This is a genomic window from Mycolicibacterium helvum (assembly GCF_010731895.1).
GTDB lineage: Bacteria > Actinomycetota > Actinomycetes > Mycobacteriales > Mycobacteriaceae > Mycobacterium > Mycobacterium helvum.
In genome coordinates this window covers 2160924-2174983 of sequence record NZ_AP022596.1, presented here as the reverse complement: position 1 = coordinate 2174983, position 14060 = coordinate 2160924, and the positions used below count along the sequence as shown (strand labels likewise).

At 66.8% G+C, this 14060-nt stretch carries 15 protein-coding genes; 9 read left to right on the top strand and 6 right to left on the bottom strand.

Annotated features, from left to right (window positions below):
* Window positions 1-21: 21 nt before the first annotated feature.
* On the top strand, window positions 22-999 hold the full coding sequence (locus G6N38_RS10045) for a pirin family protein (RefSeq protein ID WP_163747394.1): 978 nt from the start codon (window positions 22-24) through the stop codon (window positions 997-999).
* Between the two features lie 6 nt (window positions 1000-1005).
* On the opposite strand, the gene G6N38_RS10040 is transcribed toward G6N38_RS10045, so the two are convergent.
* Both G6N38_RS10040 and G6N38_RS10035 read right to left on the bottom strand, forming a co-directional pair.
* Window positions 1006-3156 carry an FUSC family protein gene (locus G6N38_RS10040; RefSeq protein ID WP_163747393.1) on the bottom strand — a complete coding sequence of 717 codons (2151 nt, stop codon included), beginning with the start codon at window positions 3154-3156 and terminating at the stop codon, window positions 1006-1008.
* Window positions 3153-3713 carry a TetR/AcrR family transcriptional regulator gene (locus G6N38_RS10035; RefSeq protein ID WP_163747392.1) on the bottom strand — a complete coding sequence of 187 codons (561 nt, stop codon included), beginning with the start codon at window positions 3711-3713 and terminating at the stop codon, window positions 3153-3155. Before G6N38_RS10035 ends, G6N38_RS10040 begins: the two co-directional genes overlap by 4 nt.
* A 149-nt stretch (window positions 3714-3862) precedes the next feature.
* Here G6N38_RS10035 and G6N38_RS10030 point away from each other — a divergent pair, with 149 nt between their 5' ends.
* The 6 genes from G6N38_RS10030 to G6N38_RS10005 all read left to right on the top strand — a co-directional run bounded on the left by G6N38_RS10030 (window position 3863) and on the right by G6N38_RS10005 (window position 9435).
* Entirely contained in the window at window positions 3863-5263 is a 1401-nt protein-coding gene (locus G6N38_RS10030; RefSeq protein ID WP_163747391.1) for an aldehyde dehydrogenase family protein, read from the top strand.
* Window positions 5264-5571: 308 nt separating this feature from the next.
* Window positions 5572-6204 carry a TetR/AcrR family transcriptional regulator gene (locus G6N38_RS10025; protein WP_163747390.1) on the top strand — a complete coding sequence of 211 codons (633 nt, stop codon included), beginning with the start codon at window positions 5572-5574 and terminating at the stop codon, window positions 6202-6204.
* A 155-nt stretch (window positions 6205-6359) separates the two neighbouring features.
* Window positions 6360-7295: a class I SAM-dependent methyltransferase gene (locus tag G6N38_RS10020; RefSeq protein WP_163747389.1), complete on the top strand. Its 936-nt coding sequence runs from the start codon at window positions 6360-6362 to the stop codon at window positions 7293-7295.
* Window positions 7296-7365: 70 nt separating this feature from the next.
* Window positions 7366-8229, top strand: coding sequence for an SDR family oxidoreductase (locus tag G6N38_RS10015; protein ID WP_163747388.1), 864 nt, complete (start codon window positions 7366-7368; stop codon window positions 8227-8229).
* Window positions 8230-8247: 18 nt separating this feature from the next.
* On the top strand, window positions 8248-8940 hold the full coding sequence (locus tag G6N38_RS10010; protein WP_163747387.1) for a haloacid dehalogenase type II: 693 nt from the start codon (window positions 8248-8250) through the stop codon (window positions 8938-8940).
* Between the two features lie 9 nt (window positions 8941-8949).
* Window positions 8950-9435 (top strand): DUF456 domain-containing protein, encoded by a 486-nt coding sequence (locus G6N38_RS10005; RefSeq protein WP_163747386.1) that lies wholly within the window; start codon window positions 8950-8952, stop codon window positions 9433-9435.
* Here G6N38_RS10005 and G6N38_RS10000 read toward each other — a convergent pair.
* The 4 genes from G6N38_RS10000 to G6N38_RS09985 all read right to left on the bottom strand — a co-directional run bounded on the left by G6N38_RS10000 (window position 9424) and on the right by G6N38_RS09985 (window position 12016).
* Entirely contained in the window at window positions 9424-10218 is a 795-nt protein-coding gene (locus G6N38_RS10000) for a tyrosine-protein phosphatase (RefSeq protein WP_163747385.1), read from the bottom strand. The genes G6N38_RS10005 and G6N38_RS10000 overlap by 12 nt on opposite strands.
* Window positions 10215-11432 carry an acyl-CoA dehydrogenase family protein gene (locus tag G6N38_RS09995; RefSeq protein ID WP_179968553.1) on the bottom strand — a complete coding sequence of 406 codons (1218 nt, stop codon included), beginning with the start codon at window positions 11430-11432 and terminating at the stop codon, window positions 10215-10217. The genes G6N38_RS10000 and G6N38_RS09995 overlap by 4 nt, the downstream gene beginning before the upstream one ends.
* Window positions 11433-11616: 184 nt before the next feature.
* Complete coding sequence (locus tag G6N38_RS09990) at window positions 11617-11826, bottom strand: hypothetical protein (RefSeq protein ID WP_163747383.1); 210 nt, start codon at window positions 11824-11826, stop codon at window positions 11617-11619.
* 19 nt (window positions 11827-11845) lie between these two features.
* Window positions 11846-12016, bottom strand: a complete 171-nt coding sequence (locus tag G6N38_RS09985; protein ID WP_163747382.1) for a hypothetical protein — start codon at window positions 12014-12016, stop codon at window positions 11846-11848.
* Window positions 12017-12167: 151 nt separating this feature from the next.
* Here G6N38_RS09985 and G6N38_RS09980 point away from each other — a divergent pair, with 151 nt between their 5' ends.
* Together G6N38_RS09980 and G6N38_RS09975 are read left to right on the top strand one after the other, a co-directional pair.
* A complete protein-coding gene (locus G6N38_RS09980) occupies window positions 12168-12812 on the top strand; it encodes a response regulator (protein ID WP_163747381.1) in 645 nt (214 codons plus the stop codon).
* Window positions 12805-14001 carry a sensor histidine kinase gene (locus tag G6N38_RS09975; protein WP_163747380.1) on the top strand — a complete coding sequence of 399 codons (1197 nt, stop codon included), beginning with the start codon at window positions 12805-12807 and terminating at the stop codon, window positions 13999-14001. The genes G6N38_RS09980 and G6N38_RS09975 overlap by 8 nt, the downstream gene beginning before the upstream one ends.
* The last annotated feature ends 59 nt before the right edge of the window (window positions 14002-14060 follow it).

Below are 14060 nucleotides of genomic sequence, written 5' to 3'. Positions count from 1 at the left end.
TGCGGTCCGGTTATCTGTGTCATGCCAGCAGTCACCGCAGACACGTTGTCCTTGCCGCGGGTAGGCGCAGCCGCCGCGACCGATACCGAACGGCCCGTCAGGTCCGTCACCACCGGACCGCGCGGGTTCGAAGGCGAAGGCTTTCCCGTCGTGCGCGCGTTCGCCGGCGTCAGCGCCGCCGACCTCGACCCCTTCGTCCACATGGACCAGATGGGCGAGGTCGAATACTCGCCCGGGGAGCCCCGGGGCACCGATTGGCACCCGCATCGCGGCTTCGAAACCGTCACGTACATGATCGACGGCCGGTTCGCCCATCAGGATTCGCATGGCGGTGGCGGTTTGATCGCCGACGGTGCCACCCAGTGGATGACTGCGGGCGCCGGGATCTTGCACATCGAGACCCCTCCGGCTGAACTCGTGGAAAGCGGCGGGCTGTTCCACGGGATCCAGTTGTGGGTCAACCTGCCCCGCAAGGACAAGTTCACGCAGCCGCGCTATCAGTCGATCGAGGGTCCCGCCGTGCGCCTTTTGTCGTCGGCCGACGGCGGGGCGCTGGTGCGCGTCATCGCGGGTGAGGTCGATGGCTGGGCCGGCCCGGGCGTGACGCACACCCCGATCACGTTGGCACACATCAGCATCGAGCCGGGCGCTCAGCTGAACCTGGCATGGCCACGCGACTACAACGCACTGGTTTATGTGCTTTCCGGTCGCGGCACGGTCGGTCCGGTCAGGAATCCGATCCAGCAGGGACAGCTTGCGGTGCTCGGACCGGGCGACCGCATCACGGTGGCCGCCGATTCCGGCCAGGACTCCAACCGGGGAGCCATGGAGGTTCTTCTGTTGGGCGGCAGGCCCATTCGTGAACCGGTCTTCCATTACGGGCCGTTCGTGATGAATTCCAAGTCCGAGGTGATCCAAGCGCTGGACGATTTCAACGCCGGCCGGTTCGGCGCTATCCCGCCCGGCGCGCTGATGCCGCACCGGGCCGGCCGCGGGTAGCCAGGTTCAGGCGGCTGCCGGCTCGGCCGCCACCGCCGGCGGATAGGTCAGCTCCAGCTCACCGATGTTGGCTGCCGCGGTGACCAGCGGCAGCGCCGCCGACACGGCCAGCTCGCCCTCGCCGGCCTCGGCTCGCAGCGCGGGCACCAGATCGTCACTGATGGGGGCGGCCAGCCCGGTTCCGCCGCTGCCGTCGAAGCGGGCGCAGAGCGCGGCGGCATGGGCCTCGAGCACTGCCCGCGCCCGCGGGTATACCCCCAGCGGCGGCGGCACGATGTCGGCGATCAGGTCGGCTGCGGCGCGCAGTCGGACCGCGCGGCTGGCCGACCGCACCACGGGCGCTCGGGAGTCTGTCGGGCCGCCACTTTCGGAAAGGTATTGGCGCACTGCGTCATCCAGAGTCCGTGACGCCGTGAGCGCATCGTGGCTCAGCGAGTTCACCCGGTTCTCGGCGTGTTCGAAAGCTCCGCGGGTGACGCGCAGAACCGCGACCCGCAGATAGCGGGAGCCCACTTCACGTGCCGTGTCGATCGCCTGCTGCACCGCAGTTTTGGCCCCGCGCGGCCACAGCAGCAGCGATACGACAACACCCACCGAAGCGCCCACTACGACGTCCTCGATCCGGATCAGGCCGACGGCCCAGCCGCTCGGAACGATCACGTTGAACACGATCAGCACCATCATGGTGAACGCGGCCTGGCTGGCCGTGAAGGAACCGATCTCGGGCACATAGGCCGAGCCGAATGCCACCAGCGGCAACAGCATCCACATCACCTTCGGGTCGGTGCCGAGTAGCTCGATCACGATCGCGCCGAGGATGAAACCGATTACCGTGCCGGTGACCGCCCGCACGACGGTAGTACCGGTGGTCAGGGCGCTGCTACGCAGCACCGACAACGCACCCAGGACCACCCAGAAACCGTGCTGGACCGGGAACACGAACGTGACGAGTACCGCCAGTGCCAGCCCCAGCCCGGTGCGCAGGCTGTTGCGGGCCGTGACCGAACGGGTCGCAAGATGCCCGCTGGTGAGCGTGGTGACCGCTTCGGTCTCGGAGTAGACCCGCTCGGCGATCCCGGTCTCCGGAAGCTGGCGCCCCAGTACCCGCGCCCACACGGGTCGCGCGTCAGCCGCCGCTGCGCTGGCGATCAGCCGCCCGGTGACCCCGATCGCGGCGCCGATGGTGCGCCGGTTGAGCAGCGTGCGCCCCAGCGCTACGGCTTCGTCGTCATCGGGCTCGGCGAGGATGTCCACGATGTCCTGCCGGTAGCTGCCGATCGCGACGGTCCGTGAGTCGATCAATGCCCTGGCCAACTGCGCGCGTTCGGTGGCCCGGGCACCCGGCTGGGTGATCCGCAGGACCCGGGCGCAGTCCCGTAGCACCGCAACCACCGGTTCGCGCATCGGCCCGAGCAGCTCGCCGGTGTCACCGCCGACCCGGTCGCACAGCCACTGCAGGTCGTCGACGACCCGGACGAGTGCGCGGCTGCCCGCGGTCAGCGCCACCGGGCGGTGGGCCACCCCGAGGAAATTGGCCCGCAAGGCGTCCATCGCGGTGGTGACGTCGTTTGCCGATGCGGTGCCCTCGATCCGGTCGGCAAGCACCGCACAGACCGCGGCGGCATGCTGGCGCAGCTCGCCGTGGTGGCGCGGGGGAAAGAGGAACAGCGCGGCCGGCACGCAGATCACCAGAGCGATCAGCCAGCCGAACAGCCGCTCGCCGAGCGGGCCCACCGGCGTGCACACCGGAAGCACGAAGGTCAGCAAGGTCGCCCGCTGCCCGGCGGCGACGATCTCGCTGAGCACGCCGGAAAACACGACTGCCACCCCGATGATGAACATCAGCGTGACCGCAAGCCAGGGGATCGGCGCTGCCACGGTGCCCAGGCTGATCAGCACCGCACCGTTGAAGCCCAACCCGCCGTAGGCCAGCGCCCGGGTGTTCATATTGCCGGGAAAGTCCACGACGATCAGCAGCGCGATCGACCCGAAGATGGTGAACATCGGCGTCTGGGACCCTCCGCCGAGGGCGAAGCTGACCGCCGCGGCGATCGGCACGACGATGGCAGCCCGCAGCGCACGCCGCGCACCGTCGTTCTCAGGGTCGCGTGTCCGAACCCGCTCAACCGCCCGCCGCCACAAGGCAGCCGGGCTCACCGCGGCACGCCGGCGAAACTGCCCGAGTCCAGCGCGTCGAGCATGTAGCGGGCGATCCAGCCGAACATCCCCGGTTCGCGCGGCAGGGTGGCCTGCTCGTAGCCGATGAAGACGTAAACCGCCCAGGATGCGTAGACCTGCGCCTGGCGGGTGTCGTCGACGATTTCGATTGCCGAGTCATAGAGGATCTTGTACCGCTGCCGGTCCACCTCGGATTGCACCGCCAGCACGTGCGGGTCAACCGAGCTCCACGACCGGATGGCGGCCTCGGCGCCGTGCGGCAGAGATAGACCGACCTGGATGATCGCCTCGATGCGGCGACGTGGGTCGGACACCTCGCGGATCGCGCCGATCAGCCGGATCGTCCGGTCCTGGACCCAGTACGACACCAGGTCTCGGGTGTAGGCCGGCCAACTTGAGAAGTAGTGGTAGAACGATCCGGTCGTCACGCCGAGCCGGTTGCACACTTCGGCAAGTTTGAGTCCGCCGTAACCCACGTCAGCGAGAACTTCGAGGCCGGTCTCGAAGTATGCCTCTCGGTTGGCAACGGTGGCCATGACAGAAGACGATAGTGCGCGGCCCCGGCCAGCCGGCCGTGACGTACGTGATCGTGACCAAGTTTCACAGGATCGGCCGCCAGCGCTTGTGACGCGCACCCGGTGATGGGGCAAGCTGGGAATCACGCGAAGCTATTCGAGGAGTTGGCATGACCGTTCAGATCACCAATGACCAAGCCACCGACGGGGGTGCCGCTGGCGTGCTGGCTGATGTCCGCCGGGTGTTCAACGGCGGCCGCACCCGCTCGCTGATGTGGCGATCCGAGCAGCTGCGTGCCATGGAGCGGATGTGCGAGGAGCGCGAGCCGGAAATCGCCGAGGCGTTGGCCAGCGACCTGGGCCGGTCCTCGTTCGAGGCATGGCTCGGCGACATCGGCTCGACGAAGGCCGAAGCCGCTTTCGCCCGCAAGCACCTGAAGAAGTGGGTGAAGCCGCAGCGGTATGGGCTTCCGCTCGCGCAATTGCCCGGTAAGGCCTGGGTGCAGTTCGACCCGCTGGGCGTGATCTTGGTGATCGGGCCGTGGAACTACCCCTTCTATCTGTGCATGGCGCCGGTGGTGGCTGCGATCGCCGCCGGAAACGCCGTGGTGATCAAGCCCTCGGAGTTGGCGCCGGCCACATCAGCGCTGATCGCGCGGCTGGTTCCGGAGTACCTGGACGCCGACGCCATCCGGGTGGTGCAGGGCGATGCTGCGGTCACTCAGGACCTGATGGCGCAGGGCTTCGACCATGCACTGTTCACCGGGGGTACCGAGATCGGCCGCAAGATCATGGCCGCTGCCGCACCGACGTTGACGCCGGTGACCCTGGAGTTGGGCGGCAAGAGCCCGGTGGTCGTGCTCGCCGACGCTGACCTCGACGTGGCGGCCCGCCGGATCGCCTGGATCAAGATGCTGAACTCGGGTCAGACCTGCATCGCCCCGGACTACGTGCTGGCCGACCGCACGATCGCCGCCGAACTGGCCGACAAGATCGTGGCGACGATCGCCGCGTTCCGCGCCGAAGAGAAGGATCCGTCGCTGCGGATCGTCAACGAGCGGCAGTTCGACCGGCTGGTGTCACTGATCAGCGCGACCAGCGGCACCGTTGTCACCGGCGGCGGCTCGGATCGCGCGGCGCTGCGGATCGAGCCGACGGTGATCGTCAACCCGGCCGCCGACGACCCGGTGATGTCCGACGAGATCTTCGGCCCAATCCTGCCGATCGTCGCGGTGGATTCGCCAGACGCTGCCGTCGCGTTCGTCAACGCCCGGCCCAAGCCGCTGGCGCTGTACGTCTTCACCGCCTCGCAGCAGGTGGCTCGGGACCTGGTCGACCGGATACCGTCCGGCGGTGCGGTGGTCAACCACGTGGCGGTGCACTGCCTTGTTCCGCAACTTCCGTTCGGCGGTGTCGGGGCCAGCGGGATGGGCGCCTATCACGGCAAGTGGGGCTTCGAAGCGCTCAGCCACCGTCGCGCTGTGTTGGCTAAATCGACCAAACTGGATTTGAAACTGATGTACCCGCCTTACACTGATCGGGCGATCAGGCTCATGCGTAAGGTGATGTAGAACCCTAAAACGCCGCTAGCAAACACGCCTCCACTACCCGGCAGCCTTTTGACGGGGTACTCTCGCGCGCAAATGCGTTACTGGCGAATTCTCAGGCGGAATTCGTATTTCCAAATAATTTACCTGGTGGTGACTATCGGGTATGCGATCCTAAAACCGCAGGTTGCGCACGGATCGCGAGCCAGATCGGCGCCGCTGCAACGGATTCCGCGGGCAGATTTGAATATGAGTGGAATTCTAATTTCTCAGGAATAAGCAAATGTTGTCGGCCGTCAAAATTTTGCGGGTGGTTGTGGCACAATTTGACCGTGCCGCATACAGCGAGTCGGGGCCCGGGTCGCCCCCCAGCAGCTAAGGCCGCGGAAACGCGCGAGCGCATCATGCGCGCCGCCCGTGAGGTGTTCAGCGAATTGGGTTATGACGCTGCCACCTTTCAGGCAATCGCCATCCGTGCCGACCTGACTAGACCCGCCATCAATCACTACTTCGCCAGCAAACGGCTGCTGTACCAAGAGGTGGTCGATCAGACCAACGCGTTGGTCATCGAGGCCGCCGTCCAGCAGTCGCAGCGTGAGGGGACGCTGGCCGGACGGATCCGCGCTTTCATCGGCGCTGTGGTGCAGGCCGAGGGCCAGGATCGCTCGGTTGCTGCGTTCCTGGTGACGGCGGTGCTGGAAGCCGAGCGACATCCGGAGCTGGCCGAGTCCAACCACGATTCGCGAGAGTTCACCCGCGGATACATCAAGGCCGCCATCCGGGACGCCATCGAGTCAGGCGAAGTCCGATCCGACATCGATATCGAGGCGGCTGCCGAGATGTTCATGGCCGTGATGTGGGGCCTGGGCTTCTACGCCGGATTCGTGGACGACAACGAGCGCTTGGTGGCGATCACCGACCAGTTCCTGGAGTTGCTCAACGGCAAGGCCTGGCACGCCGGTTAGCGGTCCGGTGACGTGCGCCACAGTCACATAGTCTGGCTAAGTTCCTCGGTAGCATCGTCGTATAACCCCGGCTGAACTGGGTTGATGCGCTGCCCTTTGGGCTCGCGGACCAGTGTCGAGCCGATAAGCGACGCAAAATTAGGGATACCGCTGCCATGAGCACCGTGCGTACTGATGACGACACCTGGGACATCGCGACGAGCGTGGGTTCGACCGCCGTATTGGTGGCCGCCGCCCGTGCCAGCGAGACCGACCGTCCCGATGCACTGATCCGCGATCCCTACGCCCGGATTCTGGTGGAGGGCGCGGGGACCGGGATGTGGGAGCACTTCCTCGACTCGTCCATCGCTGAGAAGTTGACCGAAGTCGATCCCGAAGCGGTCGCCATGTTCACCCACATGCTCAACTACCAGGCGGTGCGTACCCACTTTTTCGACGCATTCTTCACCGAAGCCGCTGCAGCCGGTATCCGTCAGGTCGTGATCCTGGCTTCGGGTCTGGACTCGCGCGCCTACCGGCTGGACTGGCCGGCCGGCACCCATGTGTACGAGATCGACCAGCCGCTGGTCCTCGACTACAAGGCCAAGAAGCTGGCCGAACACGATGTGCAGCCGATCGCCGAACGCCACGAGGTTCCCGTCGACCTGCGTCAGGACTGGCCGGCCGCACTCACCGGGCAAGGCTTTGATCCGTCGCAGCCCACCGCCTGGCTGGCCGAAGGACTGCTGATGTATCTGCCCGCCGAGGCTCAGGACCGGCTGTTCGAACTGGTCACCGAGCTGAGCGCGCCAGGCAGTCGGGTCTCGGCCGAGACCGTCGGGCACCACTCCGAAGAGCGCCGCGCACAGGCGCGGGAACGGTTCGAGAAGTTCGCCGACCAACTCGGCATCGAGCAGACCATCGACATGCAGACCCTGACATACAACGACCCCGATCGCGCCGAGGTGACCGACTGGCTCAACGCGCACGGCTGGCTCGCGTCCGGCGAGCGCTCCACCGACGCGATGCGGCGGCTGGACCGCTGGGTCGAGGTGCCGATGGCCGACGATGCGGACGCGTTTTCGACCTTCGTCGTCGCGCAGAAGGCCTGACGCCACCCGGGTGCCTGCAGCGCCGACGGCCCACGTATACAGGGAGTACGTCCCGTCAGAAAGGAAGCTCATGCCCGGAGTTGTGGATCGAGTAGTCGTCGTCACCGGTGCCGGCGGTGGTCTGGGCCGTGAATACGCCCTGACCCTGGCCCGCGAAGGCGCCAGTGTTGTGGTCAACGACCTCGGTGGTGCGCGCGACGGCACCGGCGCCGGCCATTCGATGGCCGACCAGGTGGTTCAGGAGATCAAGGACGCCGGCGGTCGGGCCGTCGCCAATTACGACTCGGTCGCCGAGTCCGAGGGCGCCGAGAACATCATCAAGACTGCGATCGACGAGTTCGGCAAGGTCGACGGCGTGGTCAGCAACGCGGGCATCCTGCGCGACGGCACCTTCCACAAGATGTCGTTCGAGAACTGGGACTCCGTTCTCAAGGTGCACCTATACGGCGGCTACAACGTCATCCGCGCCGCGTGGCCGCACTTCCGCGAGCAGAGCTTCGGCCGCATCGTGGTCGCCACCTCCACCAGCGGCCTGTTCGGCAACTTCGGGCAGGCCAACTACGGCGCCGCCAAGCTCGGTCTGGTCGGCCTGATCAACACGCTGGCCCAGGAAGGCGCCAAGTACAACATCAAGGCCAACGCGGTGGCCCCGATCGCCGCCACCCGGATGACCGAGGACATCCTTCCGCCCGAGGTGTTCAAGAAGCTCACGCCCGAGTACGTCGCCCCCGTCGTGTCGTACCTGTGCACCGAGGAAGTGCCGGACTCGGCATCGGTGTTCATCGTCGGCGGCGGCAAGGTGCAGCGCACTGCGCTGTTCCAGAATGAGGGTGTCACCTTCGACCATGTGCCGACCGTCGAAGACATCGCGTCGCAGTGGTCGCAGATCGACGATCTGTCGTCTGCCGAGCACGCCACCTTCAAGCTCGGCTGATCTCATCCTGGAGGCGTAGTGGTTCGCGTGCTGGCCTTCGACGTGTTCGGCACTGTCGTCGACTGGCGCGCGAGCCTCATCGCTGAACTCCAGGAGTTCGGGATCCGCCAAGGCGTGCAACGTGATTGGGCGAAATTCGCCGATGGCTGGCGGGCCGGTTACGTTCCGGCGATGGATCTGGTCCGCCGCGGCGAGCTGCCGTGGACGCGGCTTGACGATCTGCACCGCAGGATCCTTGACGGGTTACTCCGTGATGCCGCCATCGAGGCGGCCGACGCCGACGTCGATCATCTGAACCGTGCGTGGCATCGGCTGGCCCCCTGGCCCGACAGCGTCGCCGGGCTGCAGCGGCTCAAGGAGCGATACACCATCACCACGCTGTCGAACGGCAACGTGTCGCTGCTGACCGATATGGCCAAGCGCGCGGGTCTGCCCTGGGACTGCGTGCTGTCCGCCGAGATCTTCGGCCACTACAAACCCGATCGGGAGGCCTACCTGGGCTGCGCGCAGATCCTGGATGTGGCGCCCGATGAGCTCATGTTGGTCGCGGCGCACCCCAGCGATTTGCGAGCCGCCCGCGATGCCGGGTTGCGCACCGCCTACGTCGACCGGCCGATGGAGTACGGCCCCGGGCGTGATCGGGCGATGATCGAGCCCGACGAGTTCGATGTGACGGCAACGGACCTCCTGGACCTGGCCGACAAGCTCTAGATTCGACGGGTGAGTATCGGCGGCATCGTCCTCGTCGGGCTGGCGATCGCCATTGGACTGGTGGGCGTCATCGTCCCGCTGCTGCCGGGCACCCTGCTGGTCTATGCCGCCATCGCGGTGTGGGCTGCCGTCGAACACACCGTGGTGTCTTGGGTGGTGCTCGGGGTGGTCACGGTGGTGCTCGGGGCCAGTCTGCTGATCAAGTATCTGTGGCCGGCCCGGCGGATGCGGGCGGCAGAGGTCGGCAGGTGGACGCTCGCGGCGGGCGCGATCCTTGGCGTTGTCGGGTTCTTCGTCGTGCCGATTGTCGGCCTGCTGCTCGGATTCGTGCTCGGGGTGTACCTCGCCGAGCTCGCCGCGCGCCGCAATCAGCGGCGCGCCTGGGTCGCCACCGCGCACGCGCTCAAGGCCGTCGCCTTGTCAGTGGGCGTCGAGCTGGCGGGCGGGCTCATCGCCACCGCGGTGTGGGTGGCCGGTTTGCTGCTAGCCCAGTAGCTCGGTGCGAGCCCGCGCGACATCCTCGGCGCTCACGCCGCACACCCGCAGGAAGCCGTCCAGGTTGCCGTAGTGCTCGTCGATGGTGCGCCGTGCCGTCGCCAGGTATTCCTCCCGCACGCCCAGCACTCCGTTGGTCAGGCGCGCCTCGGCGAAGGTGGTGATCTCGGGTGTCTCTCCAGCATGGTCGATCACCGATTCCATGATGCGTTCGCGCAACGAGTCGATGGCGTCGTTGCTGCGCAGGAAATCGGTGAGCACGGCGTCGTTCCTTATCCCGATCGCCTCCAGCACCACCGCCACCGTGAACCCGGTGCGATCCTTGCCGGCGAAGCAGTGCGTGATCACCGGGCGTCCCGCACCCAATAGTGAAAACACTTGCTGCACAGCACGTTGCGCGCCACCGAGCACCGGGAACTTCTGGTACTCCTCGGTCATGAACCGTTCCGCCGCTGCCTCGATATCGTCTTCGGCGGTCTGGTCGGTCATCATCTTCTGCCAGCTGGTCTCGTGCGGCGCCTCGGCGGTCGTGTTCGACAGATCCGGGAACGGCAGCAGATGGATCGCGACCCCGTCTGGAACTGCCCCGGCCCCACGGCGTTCCACCTCCTGCGGCGAACGCAGGTCGGCGACGTCGGTGATGCCGAGCGCACGGAAGACCTCGCGGCCGCCATCGTCGAGCCGGCTGAGCTCACTGGACCTGAAGAACCGGCCGGGACGCAGCCCGGTGGTCGCGGCGATATCGCGGAAGTTCCACGCGCCCGAGAGCTGGCCGTTGTTCACGCTCTGGTCACCGCCGCCGCGAAAGCGCTTTTCTCCCGGCCGATTTCAGCGCGGGCGATGCTGCGCATATGAACCTCGTCGGGTCCGTCGAAGATCCTCATGGCGCGCTGCCAGCCGTACATCCGGGCCAGCGGGAAGTCGTCGCTGACACCGCCACCACCGTGTACCTGGATGGCGCGGTCGATGACGTTGCAGGCCATCTGTGGCGCGACGGCCTTGATCTGGGCGACTAAGTCGCGGGCTTCTTTGTTGCCGTGCTGGTCGATGGTCCACGCGGCCTTCTCGCACAGCAGGCGGGCCTGGTCGATCTCGTTGCGGGACAAGGCGATCTGCTGCTGTACCACGCCCTGTTCGGCCAATGGCTTGCCGAACGCGATGCGGGTGCGGGCGCGCTCGGTCAGCAACGCCAGCGCCCGCTCGGCCACGCCGATCGCGCGCATACAGTGGTGAATCCGGCCCGGCCCCAGCCGGGCCTGGGCGATGGCGAAGCCCATCCCCTCTTCGGCCAGCAGGTTCGACGCGGGTACGCGCACGTTGTCGAAGATCACCTCGGCGTGGCCGTGCTGGTCCTGCCAGCCGAACACCGACGTTGAGCGCTTGATGTTGACCCCGGGGGTATCGGTGGGCACCAGGATCATCGACTGCTGCTGATGGGACGCGGCGTCAGGGTTGGTGCGGCCCATGACGATCAGGATCTTGCAGCGCGGATCGTTGGCGCCCGAGGTCCACCACTTGTGGCCGTTGATGATGTAGTCGTCGCCGTCGCGCACGATCGACGTCGCGATGTTGCGTGCGTCGCTGGAGGCCACCGCGGGTTCGGTCATCGAGAAGGCGCTGCGGATCTCGCCGGCGAGCAGGGGCTCCAGCCACTGCTTGCGCTGCTCTTCGGTCGCGAACAGGTGCAGGGTTTCCATGTTGCCGGTGTCCGGCGCCGCGCAGTTGATGGCCTCGGGCGCGATCTCGGTGCTCCAACCGGTCAGCTCGGCCAGCGGCGCGTACTCCAGGTTGGTCAAACCCGACTCGGCCGGCAGGAAGAGGTTCCACAGTCCTTGGCCGCGGGCCAGCGCCTTCAATTCCTCGACCACTGGCGGCACGGTGAAGTCGTTCGGTCCGGCCGCGGCCCGGTACTCGTCGTAGGACTTCTCAGCCGGGAAGACGTGTTCGACCATGAACTCGGAGAGGCGTTTGTGGTAGTCAGCACCCTTGGCAGACATGGCGAAATCCATGCCGCCACGATATGACACCCGTTAACACCACGACGAGGCCCTCCCTTATGACCATAGGGAGGGCCTCGTAGGCATGTGGAGAAAGGGTCATCGATCAATAGACCTCCGAACTCCCGAGAACGCGTGAAGGTGAGTGCCCATGTGCGGTTCTGCGCGGGATTGTGGTGATGGGTTATTGATGGCCGCCGTTGTGCTGGTGTGACACGCCCTGGTGTTGCGCGTGGGCCATGCCGATCTGTGCGGTGATGCTCGACCCGTAGTCGGCGACGTCGGAGGACTGCGAGCCGCTGAAGTTCGACATGACCGACGCCGCGACGATGCCGATCGTGGCGACCGCTGCGACGTGGAGCGCTATGAGTCGGGTTGCCGGGGTGCCGTTCATGTCGGGGCTGCCGTCCGCGTCAGAGGGTCACGGGGATCAAGGCAGCGGGGGAGTCCGGTGCCGTCATGCTCAGGCCCATCGTGTCGGCCGCGGCGGGGGTGGCGACGACGAGAGTGCCGGCCAGCACGCCCACCGCCAGGGTGGGTCCGGCCAGAGCGGTGGTGAAGCGGCGAGTGAATGTGCGGTCCATGTCCGTCTCCCTATTGCGTGCGGGCCGATTGTTTTCGGCTATGCAATGACTATTGCCCGCACGCGCTGCCCTGTCTGTCCGCCGATGGGACGTGGGTAGGGATGAACTGGTTGTCCCCCGATCGGTGGACCCAATGTGGAAAGCTGCTGGTATGCCCGATAACCGAAAGGTGCGCGTCATCGTCGGTGACGACCACCCGCTCTTCCGAGACGGTCTGGTTCGGGCCCTGTCCGGCAGCGGCGAGGTCGAGGTTGTCGCCGAAGCCGAGGATGGCGCGTCGGCACTGGCGCTGATCAAGGAACACAGCCCCGACGTCGCACTGCTGGACTACCGGATGCCTGGCATGGACGGCGCCGAGGTAGCCGCTGCGGTACGGCGCGACGAGCTGTCGACCAGGGTGCTGTTGGTCTCCGCACACGACGACGCCGAGATCGTCTATCACGCGCTCCAGCAGGGGGCGGCGGGCTATTTACCCAAGGACTCCACCCGAGCCGAGATCGTCAACGCGGTCCTGGACTGCGCGAAGGGCCGCGATGTACTCGCGCCGCGGCTGGCCTCGGGGCTGGCCGTCGAGATCCGGCGCCGCGCCGAGCCGTCGGGACCCTCGCTGAGCTCGCGGGAACGCGAGGTGCTCAGCATGATCGCGGGGGGACGCAGCATCCCGTCGATTGCCGAGGCGCTGTTCCTGGCCCCTTCGACGGTCAAGACCCATGTGCAGCGGCTCTACGAGAAGCTCGGCGTGGGTGATCGGGCCGCTGCGGTCGCCGAAGCCATGCGTCGGGGCCTGCTTGAGTAACCTGCCGGCCCCGCTGGCGCGCGCGGCCGATCACCTGGGCACCGAGCCGGTCCGCGTCGCGGCGGTCTTGCGGCTACCGCTGATCGTCCTGATCGCGTTGCTGGTGTGGATCGAGGGCGTCGATCATTGGCTGCCCGCGGTGTATTGGTCGGTGCTGATCGTGTACACCGTCACCGCCGCGGTCTGGCTGGCCGTGGTGTTACGCCGGCCGCTGCAGTGGTGGTTCGGCTGGGCCTCAACGGCTATCGACGTGGTGGCGGTGCTGGCGATGTGCGTCGCTTCCGGGGGCGCGACGAGCTGGCTGCTGCCGATCTTCTTTCTGATCCCCATCACGGTTGCGTTTCTGGACCGGCCCGAGATCACCGCCGTGATCGGTGCCAGCACGGCGGTCGGATATCTGGGAGCGTGGATCCTCTATTCCAAGCGCGACGACACGATGGGCCTGCCCAATATCGTCTACGTCCAGGTCGGCTGCTTGGCCTGGCTGGCGCTGGCCACCACGGCGCTGTGCTTGGTGCTGGCCCGCCGGCGGGCCCGAGTGCGCTCACTTCTCGAGGTGCGGCGCAGGCTGGTCTCGGAGTCGATGCAGGCCGATGAACGCAACAACCGGCAGCTGTCCGAACAACTGCATGACGGGCCTTTGCAGAACCTGTTGGCCGCCCGGCTGGACCTGGAGGATCTGCGCGACCAGCCCTCCGAGACCGGCTTCGAGCGGGTGGATGCGGCGCTGCAGGACGCCATCAACCAGCTGCGCAGCGCGGTCTCCACGCTGCATCCCCAGGTGCTGGCGCAGGTGGGCCTCGGCGCCGCGCTGCGCGAGCTGGTCGGCCAGTACGAACGGCGCTGGGGCGTGACGATCGACTGTGCTGTCGAGGAGGTCGGTAAACCGCCATCGCAGGCCCTGCTCTACCGCGCCGCACGCGAGCTACTTGCCAACGCGCACAAGCATTCTCGTGCGACCCGGCTGCGGGTTGAGCTCGACCCGGTGCCGGGTTCGCTGGTGCTGCGAGTGGTTGACAACGGCGTCGGATTCGACCCCGCGGTGCTGGACCAGAAGGTGGCAGAGGGTCACATCGGGTTGTCGTCGCTGCTGGTCGGCGTCGAAGCGATGGGCGGTTCGGTCGCGTTGGTGGAGACCCCCGGTGGGGGCACGACAGCGATCGTGACCGTGCCGGATACCGAGCTGTAAACGACGAAGGTCACTCCCCCAGATGGGGGAACTGTATCGATGCGGGCCGTTTTGGCTTG